The following is a 25,509-nucleotide window of genomic DNA, read 5'->3' on the forward strand; positions in this document are numbered from 1 at the left end:
CGTACGGTGCACTCACTCCACGCCCCGCGCAGCCAGGGCATCCGCGGTGTCGTCCGCGTAGCGCAGTGACTGCACGAGCAGCGGCACGACATAGGCGCGCACACTCACGCGGCCCGCCCGTGCCCGCTGGGCGTCACGCAGCTCGGCGGCGATCCCCGCCACCACGGGAACCGCGCGGATCGTCAGCGCGAGGACCAGCCCGACACGGTCCGGATTCACGCCGAAGCGCGTGAACGGGCGGAGAACGTGTTGAACGGCATCCAGAATTTCGGTCGTTCTCGTCGTCATCGTGACGAGTGCCGCAAGAAGTAGCACGAGAATGACCCGCGCCGCGTTGCCCAGCACGGACGGGATGGGAAGGAAGAGCAGCGGAACGGCGACAAGGAACACGATGATCAGCCGGATCGCGATGATCTGCCGCCACAGTTCGCCGAGACCGATGCCGGAGATGAGGTAGCCCGCGATGACGAGCACCGCTCCGCCTCCGAGGTTCCACCACGCGGGCGGCGGTGTGACGAGCACGAGAGCGAGCACGACGAGGCCGAGCATCTTCCAGCCCGCGGGCAGACGATGCAGGATGCTCCCGCCGCCGCGATACTGCCCGAGCATCGTCATGGTCGGGCCACGATCTCTGAGCGGTACCGCTCGATCACGCTCTCGGGTGCACCCTGCGCGACCGCGCGGCCCTCGTCGAAGAGGATCGCCTCGTCGCAGCGGGCCGCGAGCTCGAGGTCGTGCGTCACGATGACGCACTGCTGCGGCAGTTCGAGCAGCAGGTCCGCGATGCGGCGCGCATTGCGTGCATCGAGCAGCGTCGTCGGTTCGTCCGCGACGATGAGCCGCGGCTCGGCGACGAGCACCGCCTGGATCGCCAGCATCTGCTTCTGCCCGCCCGAGAGGTCGTGCGCGGGCACGTCTGCACGATCGCTGAGGCCGTTCTCGGCGAGCACCTGGGCGACCCGCTCGGCGATCTGCGCCTTGCTGAGTCCGCGACCGCGGAGCGAGAACGCGAGATCTTCGGAGACCGTGGGCATCACGATCTGGGCGTCCGGATTCGTGAAGACGAACCCGACCCGGCGTCGCAGCTGCTTGACCTGCTTCACCGTGTCGAGTCCGTCGATCGTCACGTGCCCCGAACTCGGCGTGCGGAGCCCATTCAGCAACCGGGCGAACGTCGACTTGCCCGAGCCGTTCAGCCCGATGACCGCGAGGTTGTGCGCTGAGGCGCGCAGCGACACACGATCAAGCGCTGTGACCTCTCCGGCCGCGGTGTCGTGTCGCACCGTGACATCATCGAGGACGATCTCACCGTCGACGATCGAGCCCATGCGGCTACTCTGCCGTGACCGTGTCGCGCTCGGGCGTCGACGCCGTCAGCGGGCGCGGGGTGACGAAAGCGCGCGGGTATGCGCGCCACACGGCGAGCGTGAGTGCCACGGTGAGGCCGGCCTTGATGAGGTCGCCCGGCACAAAGATGACGTTGGCGACCGCGGCTTCGGTGAGTGTCATGCCGAGCATGCCGGCCATGACGGGGATGCCGAAGGCGTAGACCACGAGGATACCTCCGACGATCGAGCCGAGCGCGACGCGCCACCAGACCGGACGGCGCGCCCCCAGGTGCACGATGAGGCCGACGACCGCGGCTCCGACGATCCAGCCGTACAGGTAACCAGAAGAGGGCGTGAAGAATGCGCCGATGCCGCCGCGCCCGCCCGAGAGCAGCGGGAGGCCCGCGGCCGTCAGCACAAGGACGACGACGACGGATGCCGCGCCACGCCACCAGCCGAGGATGGCACCGGCCAGCATGACGCCGAGCGTCTGCAGCGTGATCGGCACGGCGAGCCCGAAGGGGCTGAAGGAGCCGGGAATTCCGAGAACGGCGATGATCGCCGCGAATGTCGCGATGCGAGTGATGTCATTCAGTGTTGTCTTCACGATTACCTACAGTGTCAGCTTTCGCGACGCGTGTTGCTGGAGGTTCTCACACCGATCTCGAATATTTATTGTGCGCGATCTCCAAACCGCGTGCGGAGTCACGTCTAAACGCCGCTGTGCGCCGTGACGGCATCCAGCACGTTGAACGCCGTCCGCGTACCGGCGACGTTGTGCACGCGCACAGCCCAGATGTCCGCCTGGGCGCACAGCATGCTGATCGCCGCGGTGGCCGGGTCTCTGTCGGCGGGCTGAGCGCCGACGGGTGAGACCGTCGAGAGGAATCTCTTTCGGCTCGCGCCGATGAGCGTCCGGCCGGCGAGCTGCTGGAACCGACCGAGGTGCGCCAGAATCGCCCAGTTGTGCTCGGGATTCTTTGAGAACCCGAGTCCGGGGTCCACGATGAGGCGTTCCGGTGCGATACCGGCATCCATGAGCGATTCAAGTCGTCCGCTCAGCTCACGATGGACATCGTGGAGGACGTCGTCGTAGTGCACCCGCTCGTGTGGGTCCGTGAGGTAGCCACGCCAGTGCATCGCGACGAAGTCCCGCCCGCTCTCTGCGGCGACACGGGGCATATCGGGGTCGACGAGCCCACCCGAGACGTCGTTGATGATCTCCGCGCCGACGGCGACGGCCGCCGCCGCGGTCGACGCGTGCATGGTGTCGACGCTGACGCGTATGCCGTCACGAGCGAGCTGCTCGATGACGGGGATGACCCGCCGCTGCTCCTCGTCGGGATCGACGAGCACGGCGCCCGGCCGGGTCGACTCCCCGCCGACGTCGATGAGGTCGGCGCCTTCGTCGTGCAGCTGCCGCGCGTGGGCGATGGCATCGTCGTGGCTGAAGAATCTGCCCCCGTCGCTGAACGAGTCGGGGGTGACATTCACAACCCCCATGATGAGCGTCATTCGCCGCTCCCCTTCCCGATGAGGGCGATCGCCTCCGCTCGCTGCACGGGGTCCGAGAGACTGCCCCTGCTGGCCACCGTGACCGTTGTGGAGTCAGCCTGGCGGGTTCCGCGCGCGGTCATGCACGTGTGTGAAGCATCGATCACGACGAGCACGCCCGCGGAGTCGAGGCCCGTCTCGATGGTCTCGGCGATCTGCTCACCGAGTCGCTCCTGCACCTGCGGTCGTGCCGCGAGCACGTCGACGACGCGAGGGATGCGACCGAGCCCGATGACCCGCTCACGAGGCGCATACGCCACGTGCGCGACACCGATGAACGGGAGCAGATGATGCTCACACATGGACCGGAACGCAATGTCTCTCAGAATGACGATGTCGCCTGAGTCGTTCTCGTCGAGAGGGATGCCCTCGCCGAGGTGCTGCAGGGGATCTTCTCCGACGCCATGGAAGAACTCCGCATACGCCTCGGCGACGCGCTGTGGGGTGTTCTTCACCCCCGGACGGTCAAGACGCTCGCCGATCGCGAGGAGCAACTCTCGTGTTGCCGCCTCGATGCGCTCACGATCCACGTCCGCCATGACTACGCGTTATCGGCGTCGGATGCCGGGGGATCGTCGGTCTTCGTCGTCGTGGATGCGTCGCTCGCGGCATCCTCTCCCCCGGTCTCACCGTGGGGAGCGTCCTCGGTGGACGTCACGCTTCCGCCTGTGAGCCCCGGTTCGATCGGAGCCGTGCTGGTCGGGAACTCGACGGGAGGGAGATCGCTCACGGGCCGGTCAGGGCTCGACAGCCAGACCGGGCGCTCCGGAAGCTTGCGCACCGGCTTGAAGATCTCATCGAGCTGGTTGTGGTCGAGGGTCTCCTTCTCGAGCAGTTCGCGAGCGAGCGTGTCGAGAACGTCACGGTTGTCATTGATGACCTGCCACGCCTCGTCGTGCGCCTTCTCGATGAGCTCGCGGATCTGTGTGTCCACGTGCTCGGCGAGACGCTCCGAGTAGTCGCGCTGGTGGCCCATGTCGCGCCCGAGGAACATCTCTCCCGAGGCCTGACCAAGCTTGACGGGGCCGACATCCGTGGTCATACCGTATTCGGTGACCATCTTGCGCGCGATCCCCGTCGCCTTCTCGATGTCGTTCGACGCACCCGTGGTGGGGTCGTGGAAGACGATCTCCTCGGCGACACGGCCACCAAGGGCATACGTGAGCTGGTCGAGCAGCTCGTTGCGGGTGACGGAGTACTTGTCTTCGAGCGGGAGCACCATGGTGTAGCCGAGTGCCCGACCGCGCGGGAGGATCGTGATCTTCGTGACCGGGTCAGTGTGGTTCATCGCCGCCGCCGCGAGCGCGTGCCCGCCCTCGTGATACGCGGTGATGAGCTTCTCCTTCTCGTTCATCACGCGCGTGCGACGCTGCGGGCCAGCGATGACACGGTCGATCGCCTCGTCCAGTGCACGGTTGTCGATGAGCTGCGCGTTGGAGCGCGCGGTCAGAAGTGCGGCCTCATTGAGCACGTTCGCGAGGTCAGCACCGGTGAAGCCCGGAGTCTTGCGGGCGACGATCTCGAGGTCGACACCCTCGGCGAGCGGCTTGCCGCGGCCGTGCACCTGAAGGATCTGCAGCCGACCCTGGAGGTCGGGAGCGTCCACGCCGATCTGCCGGTCGAAGCGCCCCGGACGCAGAAGCGCCGGGTCAAGAATGTCGGGGCGGTTGGTCGCCGCGATCAGGATGACGTTGGTCTTGGGGTCGAAGCCGTCCATCTCGACGAGCAACTGGTTCAGGGTCTGCTCGCGCTCGTCGTGACCGCCGCCCATGCCGGCGCCGCGGTGGCGGCCGACGGCGTCGATCTCGTCGACGAAGATGATCGCGGGCGAGTTCTCCTTCGCCTGCTGGAAGAGGTCGCGCACACGGCTCGCGCCGACGCCGACGAACATCTCGACGAAGTCCGAGCCCGAGATCGAGTAGAACGGCACGCCGGCCTCACCCGCGACAGCACGAGCGAGAAGAGTCTTACCGGTGCCGGGAGGGCCGTAGAGCAGAACACCCTTCGGGATGCGCGCGCCGACCGCCTGGAACTTCGCGGGATCCTGCAGGAAGTCCTTGATCTCCTGAAGCTCCTCGATGGCCTCTTCAGCACCGGCCACGTCGGTGAAGGTGACCTTCGGCGACTCCTTCGAGACGAGCTTCGCCTTCGACTTGCCGAACTGCATGACCTTGCCGCCGCCGCCCTGCATGCTCGAGATCATGAACCAGAAGAACACGCCGATCAGCAGCAGGGGAAGCAGGATGCTGGCCATGGAGAGCCACCAATTGCCCTGCGGAACCTCGTCGTTGAAGCCGTCCTTCGGGGAGGCATCCGACACCGCGTCGATGACGGCGTTGGCGCGGGCATCCACGAAGTAGAACTGGACCATCTTGCCGTTGTCGCCATCGGCCTTGTTGAGCGTGAGGTCGACGCGGTTGTCGCCCTGTGTGATCACCGCCTGGGTGACCGTGTCGCCCTTGAGAAGGTCGAGCCCTTCGTCGGTCGAGATCTCTTTGTAACCGCCGAGGTTGAGCAGTGACGACCCGATCCAGAACACCACGACGGCGAGAAGGATGTAGGGAATCGGTCCTTTGAAGATGCGCTTCAGGTTCATGGGCGTAGGAGCGTGCGGCTCAGCACCTTTCACGTGGGATAGACAGAACGGGCTGGTTCTGTGGCAATAAGGCTATCGTGCGACGTCTGTGCGTGCCCTCGGTGTTCCCCGAGGGCGTACAGAGGGTCAGTCTTCCTTGTATACGTGCGGCGCGAGAACAGCCACATCACGCAGATTGCGGTAGCGCTCCGCGAAGTCCAGACCGTAGCCGACCACGAAGTCGTTCGGAATGTCGAACCCGACGTACTTGCAGTCGATCTCGACCTTCGCGGCCTCCGGTTTGCGCAGCAGCGCGCAGACCTCGATCGAGGCGGCTCCGCGCGAGGCGAAGTTGTCGAGCAGCCACGACAGCGTCAGGCCGGAGTCGATGATGTCCTCGACGATGAGGACGTGACGGCCCCCGATGTCGGTGTCGAGGTCTTTGCGGATCTGCACGACACCGCTGGACTTCGTTCCCGCTCCGTAGCTCGAGACGGCCATCCAGTCGATCTCGACGTTGTGGCCGAGGTGCCGCGACAGGTCGGCCATGACCATCACAGCGCCTTTCAGCACGCCGACGAGAAGCAGGTCTTTGCCCGCGTAGTCTCGATCGATCTGCGCCCCGAGTTCGGCCAGTTTCGCTTCGATCTGCTCTTCAGTGACGAGGACCTTTGTGAGGTCGCTCTCGATATCGCTCGCGTGCATGAAACGAGTCTACGTGCCGCAGCAGACAGGTGAGATCAGGATGCCGGGGAGCTGCGCGCCGTGAAGAGGATGCACCCGTCGGCCCGCGTCACCGTGATGCCCGGCACGTGGATCGGCCCCTGCCCTTTCCAGTGCGTCACGAGCTCGACGATCGCGAGCGTGTGCGTGCGGCTGAGGGAGACGCCGAACTCGGCGGAGGCGACGTACCTGATGAGCCGGTTCCGCAGCGCTGCGGGGTTGTGAGCGAGGGCGCTCACCTCCACCGCGATTCCCGCTTCGGCAGGAGCGCACACCTCCTCGATGAACTCCTCGATCATCTGCTCGAACGCGGCCTCGTCCTCCCGCGACTGCTCGGCGGTGCGCGCGAGCGCCTCGGCGATGCCGGGCCCGAGCTCGTCCTCAAGCACGGGAAGCACTCGGTTCCGCACGCGCACTCGCGTGAACGTGTGGTCGTCGTTCTGCGGGTCGTCCCAGACGTTGATGCCACGCTCGCGGCACGAAGCGCGCGTCTGCTCGCGCCGCACGTCGAGAAGCGGCCTCGCGTAACGTCCGCTCAGCGGCGCCATGCCCTTGAGGCTCCCGGCGCCAGAGCCACGCGCCAGCCCGAGCAGCACCGTCTCCGCCTGGTCGTCGAGCGTGTGCCCGAGCAGAACGAGATCCGCGCCGATCCGTCCCGCCACGGCGTCGATCGCAGCGTAGCGCGCTGACCTCGCGGCGGCCTCAGGCCCACCGGCATCCGTCACCGCCACCGTCTCGACGTGTGACTCGACGCCCCACTCGGCCAGCGTCTGCGCGGTGCGACGGGCGATCTCGGCAGATCCGTCCTGCAGGCCGTGGTCCACGGTGATCGAATGCACGAGGATGCCTCGGGCCTCAGCCTCGAAGCAGGTCGCTGCCGCCAGCGCCATCGAATCCGCACCGCCTGAAACGCACACGAGCACGACGCCGCTATCGGGCACATGCTCCAGGGAGCGGCGCACCCCAAGTCGGATCGCCGCGGTCGCTGGGTCGAGCCGCGGTCGTCTATCGCTGTCAGAGGAATGGGAGCTGGAGGAGGGCATCAAGTAACGTTATTCCAGGTTTTCGCTTCCGTCGATCACAAGGAGAGAACACATGGCCGAATACGACGTCGTCGTAGAAATCCCCAAGGGCAGCCGCAACAAGTATGAGGTGGACCACGAGACCGGTCGCGTCTACCTGGACCGCGTGCTGTTCACGAACTTCGTGTACCCCGTGGACTACGGCTATTTCGAGAACACGCTCGGCCTCGACGGCGACCCCGTCGACGCACTCGTGCTGCTCGAGTACCCGATCTTCCCGGGCGTCGTCGTGAAGGTCCGCCCTGTCGGCGTGCTCAACATGAGCGACGAGGCGGGCTCGGATGCCAAGGTCGTGTGCGTCCAGTACAAGGACCCTCGCTGGCAGCACATTCAGGACATCGAGGATGTTCCGGAGCACCAGCGCGCCGAGATCGAGCACTTCTTCACCCGTTACAAGGACCTCGAGCCGGGCAAGTTCGTCAAGATCGAAGGCTGGGGCAACGCCGCAGAGGCCGAGCAGATCGTGCAGGACGGCTTCGCGAAGCTCAAGGAAGAGGGCGGTCACTGAGCCCCCTGGCCTGAGAAAGAGAGGCGGTTCGCAGCGTGATGCTGCGGACCGCCTCTCTTTCTGCGATCACGCGTGATCGCTCGCGCCCTGCTAGACGTAATTGAGCGGGTTCACCGGATTCCAGCGTCCGTTCCGCACCTCGAAGTGCAGATGGGTACCCGTCGAGTTGCCGGTGCTGCCCATCGCGCCGATCGAGGTTCCGGCGTTGACCCAGCCACTCCAGCGATAGATCGCACTCATGTGGCCGTAACCGGTGTAGACGCCGCCACCGTGGTTGATCAAGACATAGTTGCCGTAGCCGCCGTACCACCCGGCGTACTCGATTGTGCCGCCGCGTGCGGCCCAGATCGCGGATCCATAGCCACCGGCGATGTCGATGCCCTCGTGGAACTTTCGATTGCCCGTGATCGGGTGCGTGCGCCAACCGAAGGGCGACGTGATGTAGCGCCCGCCGCAGGGCCAGCGCCAGCCAGAAGACGAGCCGCCGCCTCCGCCGCCACCGCCACCGCCGCCGGAGGAACCGCCACCACCGCCGCCTCCGCCGCCGTTGTTCTTCGCGGCTTCCTCTGCAGCCTTGCGCGCGGCTTCCTCGCGGCGCTTGCGTGCGGCTTCGGCAGCCTTGCGGCGCTCTTCGACGCCCTTCTTGTACTGCTCGACTGTCTTAGACGTCTTGTCCTGCAGAGCCTCAAGCTGAGCTTCGAGCTGGTCCTGGTTGCTCTGCTGCTCCTCAAGAGCCGCCTGCGCGGCCTGCGCCGCTGCCTGCGCCTCCTCGAAAGCCTCCTCGGCTTCCTTCTTCAGCCGATCGCGCTCGTCACGAGCGACGACAGCCTGGTCACTGAGCGACTGCGCGGTGTTCTTCGCCGTGAGGGCGTTCTGATACACCGACTGGTTGTGCTCGACGAGCTTCGTCATGCTGCCGAGCGCGGCGAGCAGATCGTCAGGACCGGACTTCGACGCGTCGAAGATCAGGCCAAGGCTGGCGTTATCTCCGCCGGAGCGGTAGAGCTGCGCCGCGAGCTGACCGGCCTTCGTGATGGCCTCGTCTGCTTCCTTGTCCTTCTCATCAGCTTCGTGCTGAAGGGACTCCGCGCGCTCCTGCGCCTCGCTCAGCGCGATTCCCGCGTCGTAGAGCTTCTGTCCGGCTTCCTCAGCCGCAGCCTGTGTGTCTTTGACACGCTGCTCGAGAGATGCGATCAGATTCTTGATCTTCTCGATCTCTTTTTTCTTGGCGGCTTCGTTGTTCTTGGCCTTCTTGACGTCATCCCAGCTGGGGTACTTGTCGGCCCACGCGGGGGCGATGCCCGTCACGCCGGCGACGGCGCTGACGAAGCCGAAGACTCCGACCGCGATGACCTGTCGGCGCGTCTGGCCGCGGCCTGAATCGGGGTCGCTGGACCGCGAGAAAATGCCCGCGCGGGGCTCTCGATCTCGCTTCGCCATCAGTTTCGCACCGACCTTTTCACATTTGTAACGATCGCAACATCGTTAACACTAATCACAAACATCCATCAACGCGCGCGAGAATGCAAGCCTCACGGCGCTCTGTTCATCGAGAATGTAACCGCTCGAAAGCTGATTTCCAGCGACATTTTGGGCCGGTCGCCAGATCGGCGCGCCCGGGACGCAGTGAGATTTGTGAAATCGACGCGGGTTTCATATGCTTTTACGTCGGTAGCCAAAGCAACTCCTCGGAGGGGTTTTGAGGCCCCATCGTCTAGTGGCCTAGGACGTCGCCCTTTCACGGCGGTAACACGGGTTCGAATCCCGTTGGGGTCACGCACGATGAGGTAAAAAGCACTACCGAACATGCAGTACAATTCAATAGCAACAAAAGTTAGGCCCTGTGGCGCAGTTGGTTAGCGCGCCGCCCTGTCACGGCGGAGGTCGCCGGTTCAAGTCCGGTCAGGGTCGCAGGTGAAAAACCCTTCCGAGAGGAAGGGTTTTTCACCCTATGCGGCGGTTTCGTCGCATGGCTCTGTAGCTCAGTTGGTAGAGCGTTCGACTGAAAATCGAAAGGTCACCGGATCGACGCCGGTCGGAGCCACAAGAATAAGCCCTTGGTTCGCCAGGGGCTTTCTTGTTTCGCAGCTACCCGGTCGTGGCTTATAGGCCAAAACGTGTGGATGGGTTCGGGCGTGTCATGTTCGTCCTGCCCATCCTGTGCGTGTCCAGAGGCCTTCTTCTGCGGTGAGGCCGGTGTCGTAGAGGCTGGGGGTTTCGTCGGGGTGAATCGGCCTGACTTTCGTTCCTATCGGGAGCCTTGTCCGGCAGTTGCTGGATTGGCTGATTCGAGGTCAGCGTAGTACGCGTTCTCGACCTCGGTGGGTGTGCGCATGTCGAGCTCGCCGTGGAGGCGCTGATTGTTCCACCACCACACCCACTCGAGCGTCGCGAGCTCGACCTGCTCGACCGTTCGCCAGGGCCCTTGCTGACGGATCAGCTCGGTCTTGTAGAGGTTGTTGACGGCCTCGGCCATCGCGTTGTCGAAGCTGTCGCCGACGGTTCCCGTCGAGGGGACCGCACCGAGTCCGGCGATCCGGTCGGTGTAGACCATCGCGGTGTAGTTCGACCCGTGATCTGCATGATGGATCAGCCCGTCGAGGCGGCCTCCGGCGTGCCATGCGGCCATGTCGAGTGCCTGCATCGGCAGGATCTCCGACCGCAGCGTGGAGGCGACGTTCCACCCGACGATGCGCCGGGAGTAGACGTCGGTGACGAACGCGACGTAAGCGAACCCGGACCAGGTGGCGACGTAGGTCACGTCGCAGACCCAGAGGCGGCGAGGTGCTGGCGCGGTGAAGCGTCGGTTGACGAGATCGCTCGGCAGCGTCGCGGTCTTGTCGGAGCGCGTGGTGAACACTCTCATCGACTTCTTCACGCCACGGACCCCGGCCAGGCGCATGAGGCGTTCGGTCTGATCGCGGCCGATGTCCCAGCCCTGGCGGCGCATCAGCGCATGCATCTTCCGTCGCCCGTAGACGCCGTAGTTCTCCGCATGCAGCCTGGCAACCTCCGGGACGAGCAACTCGTCTCGGAGGCGTCTGGCCGATGGCAGACGTCGTTTCGCGGCGCGATACCCGCGAGAGGTGATGAACCCACGAACTGCCGCGCGCAGCACACGGCAGATGGCCTCGACCCCGAAGTGATCCCGATGCTTGTCGATGAAGCGGATCATCTCGTCGTGGGGCGGTCGAGTTCCTTGGCGAAAAACACACTCGCCGCCTTGAGGATCTCGTTGGCGCGCCGCAACTCGGCGACCTCGCGACGCAGCCGCGCGTTCTCCTCGGCAACGTCGCTGGGCACCCCGGGCCGCTGGCCCGCGTCGACCTCGCGGCGGCGATGCCACACCCGTAACGTCTCCGCGCTCATACCCAGTAGGCCAGCGACATGTCGAACAGCGGTCATCAGGTTCGGATGATCCGGCTTGGCCTCATCCAGCATCCGCAGCGCACGCTCACGCATCTCGGGCGAGTACTTCTGATTCATCGTGTTCCATCCTTGCTTGAAGAACGGAACGAAAACCAGGCCGATTCAGAGCCGCCTACCTCGCCGACAATGTTCGCGCCCTCGCTCTCGGCGGCCGACTCGTGATCATCGGTCTGACAGGTGGCACGCACGCCGATCTCGATCTCGGGATGCTGCTCACCAAGCGCGCCGGTATCATCGCGACGAATCTCCGCGCCAGACCCCTCGAGGAGAAGGCGCAGATCATCGCTCGGGTCCGTGAGCTTGTCTGGCCCCTGGTCGCCGCTGGTTCTGTCACCGTCCCTGTCGACCGCACGTTCGCTGTCGAACAGGCTCAGGCGGCTCACGAATACTTCGATTCGGGTCAGCACAGAGGAAAGGTTCTTCTGACGTTCAGCGATGCCCAGTGAGGCAGGGTCGCAGTCACGTCATCGATGACGGCCCTACCGTTGCGGCTTAGCGAAGCGATCCGTCGCGTCGACGAGCGCCGAGAGGATCCCCGGCTCGTCGAACGCATGCCCCGCATCGGGAACGATCGTCAGCTCCGCCTGCGGCCAGGCCCGATGCAGCTCCCACGCCGTCATCGCCGGAGTGCAGACGTCGTAGCGCCCCTGAACGATGACGCCAGGGATGCCCGCGAGCTTGCCGGCATCCCGAATCAGCTGCCCCTCCTCGAACCAGCCTCTGTTCATGAAGAAGTGGTTCTCGAGACGCGCGAACGCCGTCGCGAACGTCGGCTCCGTGAAGGCATCCACCTTCGACTCATCGCGCTCGAGCGTGATCGTCGAGGACTCCCACTCCGACCACGCCTGCGCCGCAGGTACGTGCACCTCGGGGTCAGGGTCGGCGAGCATCTCGGCGTAAGCCTGCACCATGTGGTTTCTGTCCTGCATCGCCACGGGCTCGACGAACTTCTTCCACAGGTCGGGAAACAGCGCGGCCGCCCCTCCCTCGTAGAACCAGTCGATCTCGACCTGGCGCAGCGTGAAGATCCCACGCAGCACGAGTTCGGTCACGCGATCAGGATGCGTCTCGGCGTAGGCCAGCGCGAGAGCGCTCCCCCCACGAGCCGCCGAAGACCTGCCACGCGTCGACCTCGAGGTGCTCGCGCAGTTTCTCCATGTCGTCGACGAGCTTCCACGTCGTGATGTTCGTCAGGTCGGCTTCCGGTTCGCTCACGTGGGGCGTGCTGTTGCCGCAGCCACGCTGATCGAAGAGGATGATTCGATACTTCACCGGGTCGAACACTCGTCGATGAGTTGGTGTCGTCGCGCCACCCGGTCCCCCGTGCACGAAGACAACCGGTCTCCCCTGCGGATTGCCACTGGTCTCCCAGTAGATCCGCTGACCGTCCCCCACCTCGAGCATCCCCGTGTCGTACGGTTCGATGTTCGGGTACATGTCTCCATACTCTGACCGTACCGCGAATTCCGCGCTGATCTCGACGGGGAGTGCTCTCCATGCCTCTCGTCACATGTCTCGCCACCCCCTTCGCAGCGTCGGTGGTTTGCCGTAGCGTTGGATCATGGCGTATCGATACCTGGGCAACAGCGGACTCAAGATCTCTGACATCACGTACGGAAACTGGCTCACTCACGGCGGCCAGGTCGAGAACGAGGTGGCGACCGCGTGCGTGCATGCCGCGCTCGATCACGGCATCACCACGTTCGACACCGCAGACGTATACGCGAACACCGTCGCCGAGCAGGTTCTGGGCAACGCGCTCAAGGGGCAGCGCCGCGAGTCGCTCGAGATCTTCACGAAGGTGTGGGGCGCCACCGGCCCGAAGGGCCCGAATGACTCGGGACTCAGCCGCAAGCACATCCTCGAGTCCATCAACGGCTCGCTGCGCCGACTCGGCACCGATTACGTCGACCTCTACCAGGCGCACCGCTACGACCCTGAGACTCCCCTCGAGGAGACGATGCTCGCGTTCGCCGACATCGTCCGGCAGGGCAAGGCGCTCTACATCGGCGTGAGCGAGTGGACCGCCGACCAGCTGCGCGCGGGCCACGCACTCGCGAGCGAGCTCGGCATCCACCTCATCTCGAACCAGCCGCAGTACAGCATGCTCTGGCGCGTCATCGAGGAGGAGGTTGTGCCCGCTTCCGAAGACCTCGGCATCTCGCAGATCGTCTGGTCGCCGCTCGCGCAGGGCGTGCTGACCGGCAAGTACCTGCCGGGGCAGCCGGCTCCCGAGGGCAGCCGAGCCACGGATGCCGAGGGGTCGAAGTCCGTCAGCCGCTACCTCGACGACGAGATTCTGACCGCCGTGCAGAACCTGCGGCCGATCGCCGAGCAGGTGGGCCTCAGCATGCCGCAGCTCGCGCTCGCGTGGGTGCTCAGCAACCCGAACATCGCGTCCGCCATCATCGGCGCCTCACGCCCCGAGCAGATCGCCGACAACGTCGCCGCTTCGGGCACCACGCTCGAGCAGGAGGTCCTCGACCGCATCGACGAGGCGATCGGGCACGTCGTCGAGCGGGACCCCTCGAAGACCGATCGGCCGACGCAGCGTCCGTCATAGGCGCCGCTCACGCGGCATCCGATCTCGACACCAACCAGGAGGAACAATGTCACGCATCGCCATCGTCGGAGGGCACGGCAAGATCGCTCTTCTGCTCGCGCGCGAACTGACCTCGGCCGGGCACGAGGTCGTGTCGATCGCACGCAATCCCGAGCACACGGGAGACATTGAGGAGACCGGTGCGACCGCCGCGATCGTCGACATCGAGACCGCGAACGTCGACGACCTGCGACCCGCGATCGAGGGAGCGGATGCCGTCGTGTTCGCCGCCGGTGCGGGCGCGGGCTCCGGCGTGGAGCGCAAGCGGACCGTGGACTACGGCGGCTCCGTCACCTCCGCGGCTGCCGCAGCCGCGGTCGGAGCTCGGCGCTTTGTGCAGGTGTCGGCGATCGGCGTGGAGAACGATCCCGATCCCGAGCGCGGCGAGGTGTGGGGCGCTTACGTGATCGCCAAGCGCGAGGCAGATGACGCTCTGCGCGCGACGCAGCTGGACTGGACGATCATCCGCCCCGGACGCCTCACCGACGGCCCGGGAACCGGGCGCGTCACCCTCAGCAGCACGGTGACGTACGGCGAGGTGCCGCGCGCGGACGTCGCGTCGACCATCGCTGCGGTGCTCGATGCGCCCGAGACGATCGGGCGCACCTTCGATCTCGTCAGCGGAGACACAGAGATCGCGGATGCCGTTCGCACGGCATCCGCGTAGTCTCTGCGTTCTGCGCTAGCTCTTCTTCTTCGCGGCCTTCTCGCGAGCGCGCAGCGTCTTCTCATCGACGGGCGCCTCGCCAGACTCACGGAGTGCCACGTAGTAGGCGCGCGCCTCCTCCTGACGCTCGTACTCTCCCGAGGTGGCGATCGGCGCCCGCAGGTGGGCCTCCTCGAAGCCAAACGCCTTGACCAGCGAGAGAGCGTGCGGACGCAGCCGCGCGACGAGTCGGTTGATGTACGCACCGACGGCCTGAGCACGCTGCGACGACAGGCGACCGTTCATGAGGTACCACTCGAGGTGGCGCTCAATGAGGCTCAGCCCGAAGAGGTCCCGGAGCCAGGTGAGCACCTTCTTCGTCTCGTCGTGCGTGACCTTCTCGAGCTCCTCCGTGAAGGCCTCCCACTGCAGCAGCTCGCCGTGGGCGCGCGCCGCCTCGATGAGCTCGTTCTGCTGCGAGTTGAACAGCTCGGCGGCATCCACCTTCGACATCTTCGACGCCGGGCGCAGCCGCTGCCCGATGGTCTCGATCATCGTCTCGACGCGATCGGTGAGCAGCTCGCGCTGAACGGCGGTGTCACGCAGCTGGCCGACCGAGCGGGCGGTCGAGCCGAAGTCGCCCAGCGTCTGCGCGAGCGTGCGGAGGCCGCTGCCGTGGTAGGCGCGGTCCGCCGCCTGCGAGACGACGTAGCGCGCGAGCGCTCCGGCGTCGGCCTTGCGGAACTTGCTCGAGTAGTCGGAGAGCAGGCGCTTGGCCACGAGCTGCAGAAGCACGTTGTTGTCGCCCTCGAACGTCACGTAGACGTCGAGGTCGGCGCGGAGGCTCGTGAAGCGGTTCGCGTTCATGAACCCGGCACCGCCGCACGCCTCGCGGCACTCCTGCAGCGTGTCGAGCGCGTGCCACGTGGAGAGCGGCTTGAGAGCGGCGGCGAGCGTCTCGAGATCCTGGCGGTCGTCATCGCTGTCGCGCCGGCCGCTGAAGACGTCGTCGAACTGTGTCAGGAGCTTGTCGTGCGCGAACGTCTGCGCATACGTCTGCGCGAGGCGCGGCAATAGGCGGCGCTGGTGACGCTGGTAATCGAGCAGCACCTCTTCGTCGGACTCAGAAGCGGCGTTGAACTGACGGCGCTGGTCACCGTACTGAATCGCGATGGTGAGCGCCAGAGCGGATGCCGTCGTCGCCGCGCCGTCGAGCGAGACGCGACCCTGAACGAGTGTTCCGAGCATCGTGAAGAAGCGACGGCCGGGGCTCGCGATGGGCGACGAGTAGGTGCCGTCCTCGGCGACGTCGCCGTACCGGTTGAGCAGGTTCTCGCGCGGAATGCGCACGTCGGTGAAGTGCAGACGCCCGTTGTCGATGCCGTTCAGACCGCCCTTGAGGCCGTCGTCTTCACCGCCGACACCGGGCAGGAAGTCACCGTTCTCGTCACGGATCGGCACGTAGAAGCAGTGCACGCCGTGGTTGACGCCCTTCGTGATGAGCTGCGCGAACACGGTGGCGGCGATGCCGTCCCGCGCTGCATTACCGAGGAATTCCTTCCACGCGCCCTTGAATGGCGTGTTGATCACGAACTCCTGCGTTGCCTCATCGTAGGTCGCGGTCGTTCCGATCGATGCGACGTCAGAGCCATGCCCGATCTCCGTCATGGCGAAGGCGCCGGGCACCTCGAGGGTCATGATGCCGGGCAGGAACTTCTCGTGGTGCTTTTGGGTGCCGAGGTGCAGAACGGCCGCGCCGAAGAGCCCCCACTGCACGCCGGACTTGATCTGGAGCGACGGGTCGGCGAGCACGAGCTCCTCGAAGCCTGCGATGTTGCCGCCCGCATCGTCTCCCCCGCCGAGCGCCTTCGGGAACGCACGCAGAACCTGCCCGTTCTCGACGAGCTTTCCGAGCTGCTCGAACACACGCGCGCGGTGCTCCTCCATCGGCTGCCCCTCGATGCGCTGCATGTCAGGACGCGCAGCGAGCTCGCGGGAGCTGCGACGGATGTCGGCCCATGTGCCCAGCAGACGATTCTGCAGGTCAGCGATGTCGATGGATGCCGGAATGTGCACCGGACCAGTGTCGACATTCTCCTCGACGTTCGCCACCTCGGTTACTTCGTCGGTCGTTCCCGGCACTGCCTCAGCCATGAGTACCTCGCCTTTCAGATCAGTCGGTGAGTCCACAGTAGGCACGCGACCTCGCGGCCCGGAAACGTCCCGTGAGGGGACTACAAAGCACTCGGCGGGGATGCCCTCGCAGTTGTGGCTGCTCCACAGCATCCCTCTTTCAACACTGACGAAATACACAACGAAATGAGACCCCCGTATGGGGACTTTCTGCAGGTTCACCTGGCACTATCAACTAGTAGGGAGAACCTCAGTTCCCATCTGGTCTTCATTCGCAGAGAGTTGACATCGGGTCATGAGCACAGTCCTCGTCATCGGAGGTACAGGACTCATCGGTCGCGCCGTCGCGGCCGAGGCCGTTCGGCGTGGCCACGCTGTGCGGTCGCTGTCGCGGCGAGTGCCGGCATCAGGCGCAGCGGAGTACGTCGAGGGCGTGGACTACCGGGAATGCGACCTCTACAAATCGAAGCCAGGTGAGATCGATGCGCACCTCGACGGTGTCGATGCGGTGATCGACTGCGTGAACGGCGTTTCCCACGTGGCACAGGCGGTGTTCCGCGTCTCTGCGGCACAGCTGACGGATGCCGCGATGCGCGCGAACATCTCGCGCGCCGTCGTGGTCTCCGACGTCGGCTGCGACCAGAGCGACTTCGCGTACTACGAGGCGAAGACCGACCAGGAGGGGGTCTACCTCGACTCGCGCATCCCGACGACCGTCGTGCGATTCACGGTGCTCTACGAGCAGATGCTGGAGCACGTGACGACGGCCGCGCGCTACCGGATCATCCCGACCTCCTCCCGAGCACGACTGCAGCCCATCGACGTGGCCGACATCGCACCGCTCATCGTCGATGCGATCGACGATGAGGGTGAGGACACCATCCGTTCGTACGGCGGGCCTGAGATCGGCACGGTCCGAGAGTTCACTCAGCAGTGGCTGCAATACACGGGACGCTCGGCACTTCTGCTTCCGGTTCCGCTCATCACGGCGATCGGCCGGTATCTGCGCTCCGGCGTCAACCTCGCCCCGAACTCACGCGCCGGAACGATCACGTGGCAGCAGTGGCTCGCCCAGAGTGGCACGCCACCTCAGGCGTCAGCGTCGTGCGCGGGCGATCCTCACGCTCCGCGCACGGCGTGATCGCGAACGACCTCGAGAACCGCGGCGCCGAAGCGCTCGAGCTTGGCCGCACCGACGCCGCTCACGCCGCTGAGCTCCGCGCTCGTGTTCGGCTTCGACGTGGCGATGCCGCGCAGCGTGGCGTCCGAGAAGACGACGTACGCGGGCACGCCCTGCTCACGGGCCTGCTCCGCACGCCATGAACGGAGCCGCTCGAACAGCTCGACCGAAGCGGGATCGAGCTCGCTGAGTGCGCTGCTCTTCGTCTTTCTGACGCGCGGGGTCCGCTCGGACTCCTGACGGAGCTGCACCGTACGCTCCCCTCGCAGCACGTCTCCGCTCGCCTGCGTGATTCCGAGCACGCCGTATTCGCCCCGTGAGGCGAGAAGCCCCTGTGCGAGCAGCTGACGGACGATGCCACGCCACGCCTGCTCTGAGAGGTCGGCTCCGATGCCCCATGTGCTGAGGGCGTCGTGCCCGTGCTGCGTCGTGCGCGGGGTCTGCTTGCCGCGGAGGATGTCGATCAGGTGACCCGCACCGAAACGCTGACCGCGCTCCCGGTCGAGCCGGACGACCGTCGAGAGCAGCTTCTGGGCGGCGACGGTGCCGTCGACGACCGCGGGCGGTTCGAGGCACGTGTCGCAGTTGCCGCACGGCTCACTCGTCTGTCCGAAGTAGCGCAGCAGATTGACGCGCCGACACTGGACGGTCTCGCACAGCGCGAGCATCGCATCGAGGTGCGCGGCGGCCCGACGCTTGTGGGCGATGTCGGCGTCGGAGTCGTCGATCATCCGTCGCTGCTGCACGACATCTTGCAGCCCGTACGCGAGCCACGCGACCGACGGCTCGCCATCACGACCCGCACGTCCGGTCTCCTGGTAGTAGCCCTCAACCGACTTCGGCAGGTCGATGTGCGCCACGAAGCGCACGTCGGGTTTGTCGATGCCCATTCCGAAGGCGATGGTCGCGACTACGACCAGCCCCTCCTCACGGAGGAAGCGCGACTGTGTCGCGGCACGCGTCGCGGCGTCGAGCCCCGCGTGATAGGGCAGGGCGGGGATGCCGTGCTGCGTGAGGTGCTCCGCTGTGCGCTCCACGGTCTTGCGGCTGAGAGCGTAGACGATGCCCGCAGAGTCCGCGCCCTCGGCGCGGATGAACTCGACGAGCTGATCTCGCACGCTTCGCTTGGGAACGATGCGGTACTGGATGTTCGGCCTGTCGAAGCTCGCGACGAAATGCTCCGCGCGTCCGAGGCTCAGGCGCTCGGTGATCTCGCGGTGAGTCGCCTCTGTTGCGGTTGCCGTGAGGGCGATGCGCGGAACATCGGGCCACCGCTCCGCGAGCTCCGAGAGCGCAAGGTAGTCGGGGCGGAAGTCGTGCCCCCACTGAGAGACGCAGTGCGCCTCGTCGATCGCGAAGAGCGCGATCGTTCCACGATCGAGGAGCGATCGCGTGCTCTCGACGCTGAGCCGCTCGGGTGCCACATACAGGATGTCCAGCTCGCCGGAGACATAGGCGCGCTCCACCTCACGGCGCTCATCGAGCGTCTGCGTCGAATTGAGATACGCGGCCCTGACGCCCACCGCGTGGAGAGCCTGCACCTGGTCGTGCATGAGGGCGATGAGCGGCGACACGACGACGCCCGTTCCCTCACGCATGAGCGTCGGGATCTGATAGCAGAGGCTCTTGCCGCCGCCGGTGGGCATGAGCACGACGGCGTCTCCGCCACGGGCGACGTGATCGACGATCGCCGCCTGATCACCGCGGAACTCGTCGTAGCCGAAGACGCTGCGGAGAATATCGAGGGCGGTGCCACCGGTCGGGGAAGTCATCGCCTCCACCGTAGCCGGTGGCACCGACTCGATCATGCGCTTGGGGTCGTCCCGCCGTCCGAGCGGCCTGTGGACGAATTGTCGTCGCGCTCATCCGGGTCATCCGGCTCCGGAGACGTCGGCTCTGGAGTGCTCGTTCCAGCGGCATCGTCCGCCGGAGCATCCTCGGTCTCATCGTCGTCGGCGAGCATCTTCCGACGCACCGAGATCAACACGACGAGCGCGGCAGCGAGAAACACGATTCCCGCGGCGGCGATGAGCCAGCCGATGTCGTGCCACTCGTCGTCGTTCTCCGTGAGCGGCGCGGGAGCATCGCCCTCGGCGGTCGCGTCGGGAGCCGCGGACTCCGCGGTGTCGTCCTTCGCGTCGGTGTCTCCGGATTCGGATTCGTCTGCCGAGCCGGGGGCTGTCTCGGGAGCGTCCTCACCGCAGACCGGCGCCTCGGTGTAGCCCGGGGCTGTCTTCTCACCGGCATCCGGCTGCCACGTGAACGTGAACGGCTCGAAGTCGTCTGAGCTCTGCTGGTGACCGTCCTCGGCGACGAGCGTCCAGATCACGGTGTACTCGCCGGGCTCGCCCAGAGTGACATCCGAGCTCAGGGTGCCGCCGTTCGTCACAGTCGCGCAGCCGTCGCCGTAGTAGAGCTCCTCGTCATCGGGGCCTTTCACGACGATGCCCTTGTGCCCGCTCTCGAGGATCGGATCGGTCGCTGTCACCGCGACCGTCACGGGCCCGGTCGTCACGGTCGAGCCGGGTTCGGGCGCCGACGGCGTCACCTGCGTGTGCGCGGACGCCGGCAGAGCACCGGCGACGGATGCCGCAAGCGCGAGCGCCATCGCGGCGACCGCCCCTCCTGCCCTGCGTCGGAATGTGCTCGTCTTCTGCGTCACTTCTTCTCCTTCGTCCGGGGTCGCCGCGCCATCACCGCGAGGACGATTCCTGCGGCGCCGACGGCGAGACCGGCTAGTCCAATTGTACGTGCGACCAGGTCGTCGTCGTTCGAGGATGCTGCGGAGGCAGCCGCGGAATCGTCGCCGTTCGCTGCCGGGGCGGACGTGTCTCCGTGTTCCCCGTGCGCGGCCTCCGCCTTCGTCACCTCAATGACGGGCGCGGGCGATTCGGGCTCGTCTTCGCCGTCCTCGGCGACCTGATCCCACGCGATCGACCCGCTCTCGCAGGTCTGGGTGACCGGGAAGGCGAGCGTCTGCCCCTCGGCATCCTCAGGCACTGACACCTGTACCGACAGCATATCGATCTGGCCGTCGTCGAGCGGGGTGTTCGCTGTGAACGTGACGGCGCTCGTACGCTCCGACACCGGGTTGCCGTGCGCGTCGGTCACGCCGTCTTCGACGGGCTCGGTCGATGTCGCGGCGGCCCAGCCGGGGTTCACGACCGGCTTCACGGTGGTCACCTCATCCGGGATGCCGATCGTGACCTCCGTGGTGGGCGAGCCATCGCAGCCGTGCCCCACGGTGAAGGTGAGGATGCTGCTCGATCCGGCCGGCGCCGACTCGGGGTCGACGTGGATGTGCGCGCTTGCGGTGAGCGGAGCGGCGAGGGCGAGAGCCGCTCCTGCCGCGGCCCCGAGGCCGAGGCGCGTGATGGTCTTTCGTGTTTGTGTCATGACTGCTTTCCTGTTCGCGTTCGTGCTCACGCCGTGCGGCGTGAGAGTTCTGAGAGCGACGATGCACGGGCATCGCCGCCGGAGCACGGTGACGGCGCAGATCCCGCAAAGCGCGGTTCTGCCAGCGTCAGGCGAACGCGGGCGGACCCCGGTCGGGCCGCGAGGTCAGGTCGACGGAGACGAGTCGGGCCACGCCGACTTCCGCAGCGACGCGGGCCACGCGACCGATGACGACGGGGACGGGACGGAGAAGCAGTGCGACGACCGCGACCCGCAGCGTCTCGAACAGGCTTCGCACGACCGTCTCGCCTTTGATCAGTGCGGCGATCGTCACGAGCGCCGCGATGATGTGCGCCGCCCACATTCCCGCGCCGTGATGGTGCACCGCCGTCTGCGCGTGCACCTCGACCGTTGCGGCCACGTGCGCGGCGTGCGGTCCGAGACCATCGGCGCGCTCGACGGTGCCGCCGGGCGGCGCGAAGGCGAACATGCCGTGGTAAGCGAGCTGGCTGAGAAGCACGGCGACGCTGAGTCGCGATCGCGAAAGATCGCGACCCACGAGGGCGATGCAGACGAAGACGGATGCCGTGAGCGCGACGCACACGGCGAAGAGGCTCGCCGCCTGTCCGTCCGCCACGCTGTGGGACGCGGCGGCGACGAAGGTGGAGACGGATGCCGCGATCGTGCCGCGCAGCGCGCGGACGGCGCGTGGTCCCATCCGATCTCCCTTCCGTGACCAGCATAGGCGCCGCGGGCGTGGTTCTTCCAGGCGCGGAGGGGTACGGTAGGGCTCTACAAGGAGGTGCCGATATGGCCGACACCGAACCGAAGGTCGTCCGCAACGAGGCGGCGAACCGCTACGAGCTCTGGATGGGCGACACGCTCGCCGGTCAAGCCGAGTACAAGCTCACCGAGGCCGGCACAGCGTTCGTGCACACGGAGGTCGACGACGCATTCTCGGGGCAGGGGCTCGGCAGCATCCTCGCGCGACGCTCGCTCGAAGACGCCGCGTCTCGCGATGAGGTCATCGTGCCGTACTGCCCGTTCATCCAGGCGTACCTCAAGCGTCACCACGACCTCGACGCTCACGTGCAGTGGCCGACGCCCAAGCACCAGCGCGGGTGACCCGCCGATGACGCGCTTCGACGCTCCCGCAGAGGAGCAGCTGACCAGAACCGTCGTCTCTCCCGGCCCGACGACGCTGCTGCTCGAATCGCGGGAGGTTCCGCTCGGCGGCATCCGCGGCATCACCGTTCACCGGTCGCTGCCGCAGCGCGGACTGCCGACGGTGGGCGCCTGGTGCTTCCTCGACTACTTCGACGAGGCGGGCGTGCCCATGCAGGTGCTTCCGCATCCGCACACCGGCCTGCAGACGGTGACGTGGCCGCTGAACGGCGAGATCCGTCACCGCGACAGCGAGCTGAGCGACGTGCACATCGAACCGGGGCAGCTCAACATCATGACGAGCGGCCACGGCATCTCGCACTCGGAGTTCTCCACGCCGCAGCCGGAGGGCGTCTCGCTCACAGGCGTTCAGCTGTGGGTCGCCCTGCCGCAGCACTTCGCGCATATCGAGCCGTTCTTCGAGCAGCACGTCGACCTTCCGGTGTGGTCGCGCGACGGCATCCGAGCCCAGGTCTTCGTCGGCGCGATCGGCGACGCGGCATCGCCCGCGACCACGTTCTCACCTCTCCTCGGCGCGGACGTGACCGTGGATGCTGGGACGGCCACGAGCATCCCCGTCGACCCCTCGTTCGAGCATGCGGTGCTGATCGTCGAGGGCGAGGCGATCGTCGACGGCGTGCGAGTCACGCCGGGCCCGCTGCTGTATATCGGCGACGGGTGCGACTCCATCAGGGTTGAATCGGATACCGGAGCGCGGGCGATCCTCATCGGCGGCGAGCCGTTTGCCGAAGATCTCGTCATGTGGTGGAACTTCGTCGGCCGCGATCATGATGAGATCGTGACCGCGCGCGACGAGTGGGAGGCCGGGTCGGCGAGGTTCGGCCATGTTCCGGGTCATGGCGATGACCGCATCCCCGCTCCTCCTCTGCCGTCGGTCACACTGACACCCCGTCGGCGGCGCCTCTGACACCTCGCACTGATCACGCTCATCGCGGGCCCCACCGCTCGCCTACTATCGGCGCGCTCTGATTGGCACAATAGAGACATCAGAGTCACGCTTTGACGTCCTTCACGGAACCACCACCCCCATCTCCATCACTAAGGCGACATTTCATGACAGACCCCTCTGCCCCCAATTCGAACAACGCCGGCAACGACGAGTTCTTCGAGAACTTCATCCAGTCGCGCCCTGACGAGCAGCCGAACTTCACGGTCGCGTTCCGCGGCTACGACAAAGACGAGGTGCACACCGCGCTTGGCGATCTCACCAGCCGGCTGCAGCGCGTCACGACCGCGCTCGACGAGGCGCTGATCCGGCACAAGGCCGAACTCGAGCAGGCGCAGTCCCAGACGAGCGATGCCTCGACCGAGCTCGAAGAGCAGCTCGCCGAAGCACAGGCGCGCGCCGCCGAGGCCGAGAAGCAGGTGCAGACGCTCAGCATCGAGCTGCGCGACCGCCCGCACGCGGACGGTGACGACGACGAGTCCGACGAGGACGTCGAGCAATCACGGCAGCGCTTCGAGGCCGTCCTGCGGGTCGCCGAAGAGCAGGCGGATGCGATCATCCAGAACGCGACGATCCAGGCCGAGCGTCTGCTCTCTGCGGCGCGCGATCAGGAGGCGAGCCGGCGCGCAGAGCTCGACGCCGAGGTCGCCCGCATCAGGGAGCAGGCCGAGCACGATGCCGACCAGATCCGCCTGAAGATCGACACCGAGTACACCGCACACGAGGCGCGCCTCGAGCGGGAGCAGGCCCACGCCACGGAGAAGGTCGCACAGGCCGAGCGGGAGGCGGAGGCCATCCGCACCGAGGCCGAGAAGGGCGCTGCATCGCTGCGCGCGATCGTCGCACGCGAGACCACCGAGCAGCGGACCGAAGCCGAGCGCGAGGTGCGCGAGATGAACGCGCGCGTCCTCGAGTTCGAGGAGACCCTCACCCGCCGGCAGGACGACGCCCAGCAGGAGTTCCTCGTGCTCCACAATCAGGCGGTCGCCCACGCGGAGCGGATCACCTCCGACGCGAACGAGCAGGTCGAGGCATCCCTCGAGCACGCGCAGCGGATCTCCAGCCGCGCGGACGACTACGAGAAGCTCATGCGCGCCCAGGCATCGCAGATCGAAGCCGACGCCCAGGTGCACGCCCGCGAGGTTCTCGAGCGCGCGCAGATCAAGGCGAAGAAGATCGTCGACACTGTCATCGACCACTCCACGTCGGTGCTCCGCGACGCCGAGGATCGCACGCGGGAGCTGCGCTGGCAGCAGCAGCAGCTCACGAGCTTCATGTCCGAGGTGCGTGAGTTGATCCGCCCCGAGGGCGGCTCGTTCGCGACCGTGGACGTCGACGAGTCCGAGCACGCTGACGCGGGCGAGTCTGATGAGACGACCGAGGATGCCGATGAGACGGTGTCGTTCACGAAGGAGTTCGTCGTCGAGGCTCCGCCCGAGGCGTCGTTCGACGAGGACGACGAAGACTCCGTCGAGAGATAGCCGACAGAGGATCTTCTGCAGCTGAGCCCCCTGGAGCATCCCGCTTCAGGGGGCTCAGCTCGTGATTGCCGATGTAGGCAAGCCTCAGCTAAATTGGTTACGGTTGCAATCGCCGCCAGACCCGATCTTGAGGACCCTGCCATGTTCAACACCCGACTCCTCATGACGTGCGCGGCGATCGGAGTCGGCAGCGGTCTCGTGTTCACAGCGGCAGGCCTGATCAACGGCATCGTCTCAGTCACCGTGCCGATCATCTACGGGCTCTCGATCGGCGTGTACTTCCTGCCGGGCGTCATCGCGCAGTCGCTGCTGCGTCGCCCCGGTGTCGCCCTCATCACGGGCCTCATCGCCGGTCTCGTCGGCTCTGCCGTGAACCCCGCGTTCATCATGCGCTACCTCGGAACGGGTCTCGCGATCGGCCTCCTGCAGGAGCTGCCGTTCGCGGTCACCAAGTACCGGTACTGGAGAGCCTGGGTCTTCTACCTCGCTGCCGCGATCATGGGACTTGTCTTCGGTGGGTCCGTGTTCTTCGCGGTCGGAATGGAGCACTTCGCGGGCTGGGCGAACCTCGTGTACTTCGGCATGTTCGGCATCAGCCCGATCCTCTTCACCTGGATCGGCCGACTCATCGCGTCCGGTCTCGATCGGACGGGCGTTGCGCGCGGCATCCAGAATCACATCGACTCTCGTCAGCACGCGCATCGCTCGAACAGCCCGCTGCCGATGATGGCGGCCTGACGC

Annotated in this window: 24 protein-coding genes, 3 tRNA genes, 1 pseudogene and 1 other annotated feature; of the genes and pseudogenes, 12 read left to right on the top strand and 16 right to left on the bottom strand. The window is 66.3% G+C overall.

Annotated elements, in window-relative coordinates; genetic code table 11:
- Positions 1 to 12 precede the first annotated feature (12 nt).
- From ACSAGD_RS10945 to tilS, 8 genes are all read right to left on the bottom strand, one after another.
- Complete coding sequence (locus ACSAGD_RS10945) at positions 13 to 615, bottom strand: energy-coupling factor transporter transmembrane component T family protein (RefSeq protein ID WP_437582775.1); 603 nt, start codon at positions 613 to 615, stop codon at positions 13 to 15.
- The gene (locus ACSAGD_RS10950; RefSeq protein WP_437582776.1) at positions 612 to 1,328 is read right to left on the bottom strand and encodes an energy-coupling factor ABC transporter ATP-binding protein; all 717 of its coding nucleotides are present in this window, start codon (positions 1,326 to 1,328) and stop codon (positions 612 to 614) included. Before ACSAGD_RS10950 ends, ACSAGD_RS10945 begins: the two co-directional genes overlap by 4 nt.
- A 4-nt stretch (positions 1,329 to 1,332) precedes the next feature.
- Entirely contained in the window at positions 1,333 to 1,935 is a 603-nt protein-coding gene (locus ACSAGD_RS10955) for a biotin transporter BioY (protein WP_437582777.1), read from the bottom strand.
- 104 nt (positions 1,936 to 2,039) lie between these two features.
- Positions 2,040 to 2,843: a dihydropteroate synthase gene (gene folP, locus ACSAGD_RS10960; RefSeq protein ID WP_437582778.1), complete on the bottom strand. Its 804-nt coding sequence runs from the start codon at positions 2,841 to 2,843 to the stop codon at positions 2,040 to 2,042.
- Positions 2,840 to 3,421, bottom strand: a complete 582-nt coding sequence (folE, locus tag ACSAGD_RS10965; RefSeq protein ID WP_437582779.1) for a GTP cyclohydrolase I FolE — start codon at positions 3,419 to 3,421, stop codon at positions 2,840 to 2,842. Before folE ends, folP begins: the two co-directional genes overlap by 4 nt.
- Before the next feature lie 2 nt (positions 3,422 to 3,423).
- Positions 3,424 to 5,478: an ATP-dependent zinc metalloprotease FtsH gene (gene ftsH / locus ACSAGD_RS10970; RefSeq protein ID WP_437582780.1), complete on the bottom strand. Its 2,055-nt coding sequence runs from the start codon at positions 5,476 to 5,478 to the stop codon at positions 3,424 to 3,426.
- Between the two features lie 126 nt (positions 5,479 to 5,604).
- Entirely contained in the window at positions 5,605 to 6,162 is a 558-nt protein-coding gene (gene hpt, locus ACSAGD_RS10975; protein ID WP_437582781.1) for a hypoxanthine phosphoribosyltransferase, read from the bottom strand.
- Between the two features lie 35 nt (positions 6,163 to 6,197).
- Positions 6,198 to 7,223, bottom strand: a complete 1,026-nt coding sequence (gene tilS, locus ACSAGD_RS10980) for a tRNA lysidine(34) synthetase TilS (RefSeq protein WP_437582782.1) — start codon at positions 7,221 to 7,223, stop codon at positions 6,198 to 6,200.
- Positions 7,224 to 7,275: 52 nt separating this feature from the next.
- On the opposite strand from tilS, the gene ACSAGD_RS10985 reads away from it, so the two are divergent.
- Positions 7,276 to 7,770 (top strand): inorganic diphosphatase, encoded by a 495-nt coding sequence (locus ACSAGD_RS10985; RefSeq protein ID WP_437582783.1) that lies wholly within the window; start codon positions 7,276 to 7,278, stop codon positions 7,768 to 7,770.
- A 90-nt stretch (positions 7,771 to 7,860) separates the two neighbouring features.
- On the opposite strand, the gene ACSAGD_RS10990 is transcribed toward ACSAGD_RS10985, so the two are convergent.
- Complete coding sequence (locus ACSAGD_RS10990) at positions 7,861 to 9,210, bottom strand: peptidoglycan DD-metalloendopeptidase family protein (protein WP_437582784.1); 1,350 nt, start codon at positions 9,208 to 9,210, stop codon at positions 7,861 to 7,863.
- A gap of 263 nt (positions 9,211 to 9,473) precedes the next feature.
- Between ACSAGD_RS10990 and ACSAGD_RS10995 the strand changes: the two genes are divergently transcribed.
- The 3 genes from ACSAGD_RS10995 (at position 9,474) to ACSAGD_RS11005 (ending at position 9,814) form a co-directional block, all read left to right on the top strand.
- A tRNA-Glu gene (locus tag ACSAGD_RS10995) sits at positions 9,474 to 9,546 on the top strand.
- A 61-nt stretch (positions 9,547 to 9,607) separates the two neighbouring features.
- Positions 9,608 to 9,681: transfer RNA gene (locus ACSAGD_RS11000), tRNA-Asp, on the top strand.
- A 60-nt stretch (positions 9,682 to 9,741) separates the two neighbouring features.
- A tRNA-Phe gene (locus ACSAGD_RS11005) sits at positions 9,742 to 9,814 on the top strand.
- A 204-nt stretch (positions 9,815 to 10,018) separates the two neighbouring features.
- On the opposite strand, the gene ACSAGD_RS11010 is transcribed toward ACSAGD_RS11005, so the two are convergent.
- Positions 10,019 to 11,256, bottom strand: a protein-coding gene (locus tag ACSAGD_RS11010; protein WP_437582785.1) for an IS3 family transposase whose coding sequence is annotated in 2 segments (ribosomal slippage) — positions 10,019 to 10,977 and positions 10,977 to 11,256 — 1,239 coding nt in all. Because the reading frame shifts where the segments join, the coding sequence is not laid out codon by codon here.
- Positions 10,869 to 10,984, bottom strand: a sequence feature (AL1L pseudoknot). It overlaps the preceding gene by 116 nt.
- Before the next feature lie 101 nt (positions 11,257 to 11,357).
- Between ACSAGD_RS11010 and ACSAGD_RS11015 the strand changes: the two genes are divergently transcribed.
- On the top strand, positions 11,358 to 11,645 hold the full coding sequence (locus ACSAGD_RS11015; protein ID WP_437582786.1) for a zinc-binding dehydrogenase: 288 nt from the start codon (positions 11,358 to 11,360) through the stop codon (positions 11,643 to 11,645).
- 33 nt (positions 11,646 to 11,678) lie between these two features.
- Here ACSAGD_RS11015 and pip read toward each other — a convergent pair.
- Positions 11,679 to 12,636: pseudogene (gene pip / locus ACSAGD_RS11020) on the bottom strand (prolyl aminopeptidase).
- A 124-nt stretch (positions 12,637 to 12,760) separates the two neighbouring features.
- On the opposite strand from pip, the gene ACSAGD_RS11025 reads away from it, so the two are divergent.
- Both ACSAGD_RS11025 and ACSAGD_RS11030 read left to right on the top strand, forming a co-directional pair.
- A complete protein-coding gene (locus tag ACSAGD_RS11025) occupies positions 12,761 to 13,762 on the top strand; it encodes an aldo/keto reductase family protein (RefSeq protein WP_437582787.1) in 1,002 nt (333 codons plus the stop codon).
- Between the two features lie 46 nt (positions 13,763 to 13,808).
- Positions 13,809 to 14,468 carry an SDR family oxidoreductase gene (locus ACSAGD_RS11030; protein ID WP_437582788.1) on the top strand — a complete coding sequence of 220 codons (660 nt, stop codon included), beginning with the start codon at positions 13,809 to 13,811 and terminating at the stop codon, positions 14,466 to 14,468.
- A gap of 15 nt (positions 14,469 to 14,483) precedes the next feature.
- Here the strand turns inward: ACSAGD_RS11030 and ACSAGD_RS11035 are convergent, their stop codons facing one another.
- On the bottom strand, positions 14,484 to 16,601 hold the full coding sequence (locus ACSAGD_RS11035) for an acyl-CoA dehydrogenase family protein (RefSeq protein WP_437582789.1): 2,118 nt from the start codon (positions 16,599 to 16,601) through the stop codon (positions 14,484 to 14,486).
- Positions 16,602 to 16,875: 274 nt separating this feature from the next.
- Between ACSAGD_RS11035 and ACSAGD_RS11040 the strand changes: the two genes are divergently transcribed.
- Positions 16,876 to 17,721, top strand: coding sequence for an SDR family oxidoreductase (locus tag ACSAGD_RS11040; RefSeq protein WP_437582790.1), 846 nt, complete (start codon positions 16,876 to 16,878; stop codon positions 17,719 to 17,721).
- On the opposite strand, the gene recQ is transcribed toward ACSAGD_RS11040, so the two are convergent.
- From recQ to ACSAGD_RS11060, 4 genes are all read right to left on the bottom strand, one after another.
- Positions 17,700 to 19,568 (bottom strand): DNA helicase RecQ, encoded by a 1,869-nt coding sequence (recQ, locus tag ACSAGD_RS11045; protein WP_437582791.1) that lies wholly within the window; start codon positions 19,566 to 19,568, stop codon positions 17,700 to 17,702. The two genes, ACSAGD_RS11040 and recQ, sit on opposite strands and share 22 nt — an antisense overlap.
- Positions 19,565 to 20,422 (bottom strand): copper resistance CopC family protein, encoded by an 858-nt coding sequence (locus ACSAGD_RS11050; protein ID WP_437582792.1) that lies wholly within the window; start codon positions 20,420 to 20,422, stop codon positions 19,565 to 19,567. Before ACSAGD_RS11050 ends, recQ begins: the two co-directional genes overlap by 4 nt.
- Positions 20,419 to 21,156 carry a YcnI family copper-binding membrane protein gene (locus ACSAGD_RS11055; RefSeq protein WP_437582793.1) on the bottom strand — a complete coding sequence of 246 codons (738 nt, stop codon included), beginning with the start codon at positions 21,154 to 21,156 and terminating at the stop codon, positions 20,419 to 20,421. Before ACSAGD_RS11055 ends, ACSAGD_RS11050 begins: the two co-directional genes overlap by 4 nt.
- Before the next feature lie 127 nt (positions 21,157 to 21,283).
- Positions 21,284 to 21,874 (bottom strand): hypothetical protein, encoded by a 591-nt coding sequence (locus tag ACSAGD_RS11060; protein ID WP_437582794.1) that lies wholly within the window; start codon positions 21,872 to 21,874, stop codon positions 21,284 to 21,286.
- 92 nt (positions 21,875 to 21,966) lie between these two features.
- On the opposite strand from ACSAGD_RS11060, the gene ACSAGD_RS11065 reads away from it, so the two are divergent.
- From ACSAGD_RS11065 to ACSAGD_RS11080, 4 genes are all read left to right on the top strand, one after another.
- Entirely contained in the window at positions 21,967 to 22,281 is a 315-nt protein-coding gene (locus ACSAGD_RS11065; RefSeq protein WP_437582795.1) for a GNAT family N-acetyltransferase, read from the top strand.
- A 7-nt stretch (positions 22,282 to 22,288) separates the two neighbouring features.
- Positions 22,289 to 23,248 carry a pirin family protein gene (locus tag ACSAGD_RS11070; protein ID WP_437582797.1) on the top strand — a complete coding sequence of 320 codons (960 nt, stop codon included), beginning with the start codon at positions 22,289 to 22,291 and terminating at the stop codon, positions 23,246 to 23,248.
- Between the two features lie 146 nt (positions 23,249 to 23,394).
- The gene (locus ACSAGD_RS11075) at positions 23,395 to 24,768 is read left to right on the top strand and encodes a cell division initiation protein (protein ID WP_437582798.1); all 1,374 of its coding nucleotides are present in this window, start codon (positions 23,395 to 23,397) and stop codon (positions 24,766 to 24,768) included.
- Between the two features lie 141 nt (positions 24,769 to 24,909).
- The gene (locus ACSAGD_RS11080) at positions 24,910 to 25,506 is read left to right on the top strand and encodes an ECF transporter S component (protein WP_437582799.1); all 597 of its coding nucleotides are present in this window, start codon (positions 24,910 to 24,912) and stop codon (positions 25,504 to 25,506) included.
- Positions 25,507 to 25,509: the final 3 nt, after the last annotated feature.

Source organism: Paramicrobacterium salitolerans, from assembly GCF_051513965.1.
GTDB lineage: Bacteria > Actinomycetota > Actinomycetes > Actinomycetales > Microbacteriaceae > Paramicrobacterium.

Excerpts from the sequence above, each read along its gene's own strand:
- tilS (WP_437582782.1), bottom strand. The coding sequence starts at position 7,223 with ATGCCCTCCTCCAGCTCCCATTCCTCTGACAGCGATAGACGACCGCGG.
- ACSAGD_RS11070 (WP_437582797.1), top strand. The coding sequence starts at position 22,289 with ATGACGCGCTTCGACGCTCCCGCAGAGGAGCAGCTGACCAGAACCGTC.
- ACSAGD_RS10990 (WP_437582784.1), bottom strand. The coding sequence starts at position 9,210 with ATGGCGAAGCGAGATCGAGAGCCCCGCGCGGGCATTTTCTCGCGGTCC.
- ACSAGD_RS11030 (WP_437582788.1), top strand. The coding sequence starts at position 13,809 with ATGTCACGCATCGCCATCGTCGGAGGGCACGGCAAGATCGCTCTTCTG.
- ACSAGD_RS11035 (WP_437582789.1), bottom strand. The coding sequence starts at position 16,601 with ATGGCTGAGGCAGTGCCGGGAACGACCGACGAAGTAACCGAGGTGGCG.
- ACSAGD_RS10985 (WP_437582783.1), top strand. The coding sequence starts at position 7,276 with ATGGCCGAATACGACGTCGTCGTAGAAATCCCCAAGGGCAGCCGCAAC.
- ACSAGD_RS11060 (WP_437582794.1), bottom strand. The coding sequence starts at position 21,874 with ATGGGACCACGCGCCGTCCGCGCGCTGCGCGGCACGATCGCGGCATCC.
- ACSAGD_RS11065 (WP_437582795.1), top strand. The coding sequence starts at position 21,967 with ATGGCCGACACCGAACCGAAGGTCGTCCGCAACGAGGCGGCGAACCGC.
- ACSAGD_RS11040 (WP_437582790.1), top strand. The coding sequence starts at position 16,876 with ATGAGCACAGTCCTCGTCATCGGAGGTACAGGACTCATCGGTCGCGCC.
- folE (WP_437582779.1), bottom strand. The coding sequence starts at position 3,421 with ATGGCGGACGTGGATCGTGAGCGCATCGAGGCGGCAACACGAGAGTTG.
- recQ (WP_437582791.1), bottom strand. The coding sequence starts at position 19,568 with ATGATCGAGTCGGTGCCACCGGCTACGGTGGAGGCGATGACTTCCCCG.
- ACSAGD_RS10945 (WP_437582775.1), bottom strand. The coding sequence starts at position 615 with ATGACGATGCTCGGGCAGTATCGCGGCGGCGGGAGCATCCTGCATCGT.
- ACSAGD_RS11080 (WP_437582799.1), top strand. The coding sequence starts at position 24,910 with ATGTTCAACACCCGACTCCTCATGACGTGCGCGGCGATCGGAGTCGGC.
- ACSAGD_RS11055 (WP_437582793.1), bottom strand. The coding sequence starts at position 21,156 with ATGACACAAACACGAAAGACCATCACGCGCCTCGGCCTCGGGGCCGCG.
- ACSAGD_RS11025 (WP_437582787.1), top strand. The coding sequence starts at position 12,761 with ATGGCGTATCGATACCTGGGCAACAGCGGACTCAAGATCTCTGACATC.
- ACSAGD_RS11075 (WP_437582798.1), top strand. The coding sequence starts at position 23,395 with ATGACAGACCCCTCTGCCCCCAATTCGAACAACGCCGGCAACGACGAG.
- ACSAGD_RS10950 (WP_437582776.1), bottom strand. The coding sequence starts at position 1,328 with ATGGGCTCGATCGTCGACGGTGAGATCGTCCTCGATGATGTCACGGTG.
- folP (WP_437582778.1), bottom strand. The coding sequence starts at position 2,843 with ATGACGCTCATCATGGGGGTTGTGAATGTCACCCCCGACTCGTTCAGC.
- ftsH (WP_437582780.1), bottom strand. The coding sequence starts at position 5,478 with ATGAACCTGAAGCGCATCTTCAAAGGACCGATTCCCTACATCCTTCTC.
- hpt (WP_437582781.1), bottom strand. The coding sequence starts at position 6,162 with ATGCACGCGAGCGATATCGAGAGCGACCTCACAAAGGTCCTCGTCACT.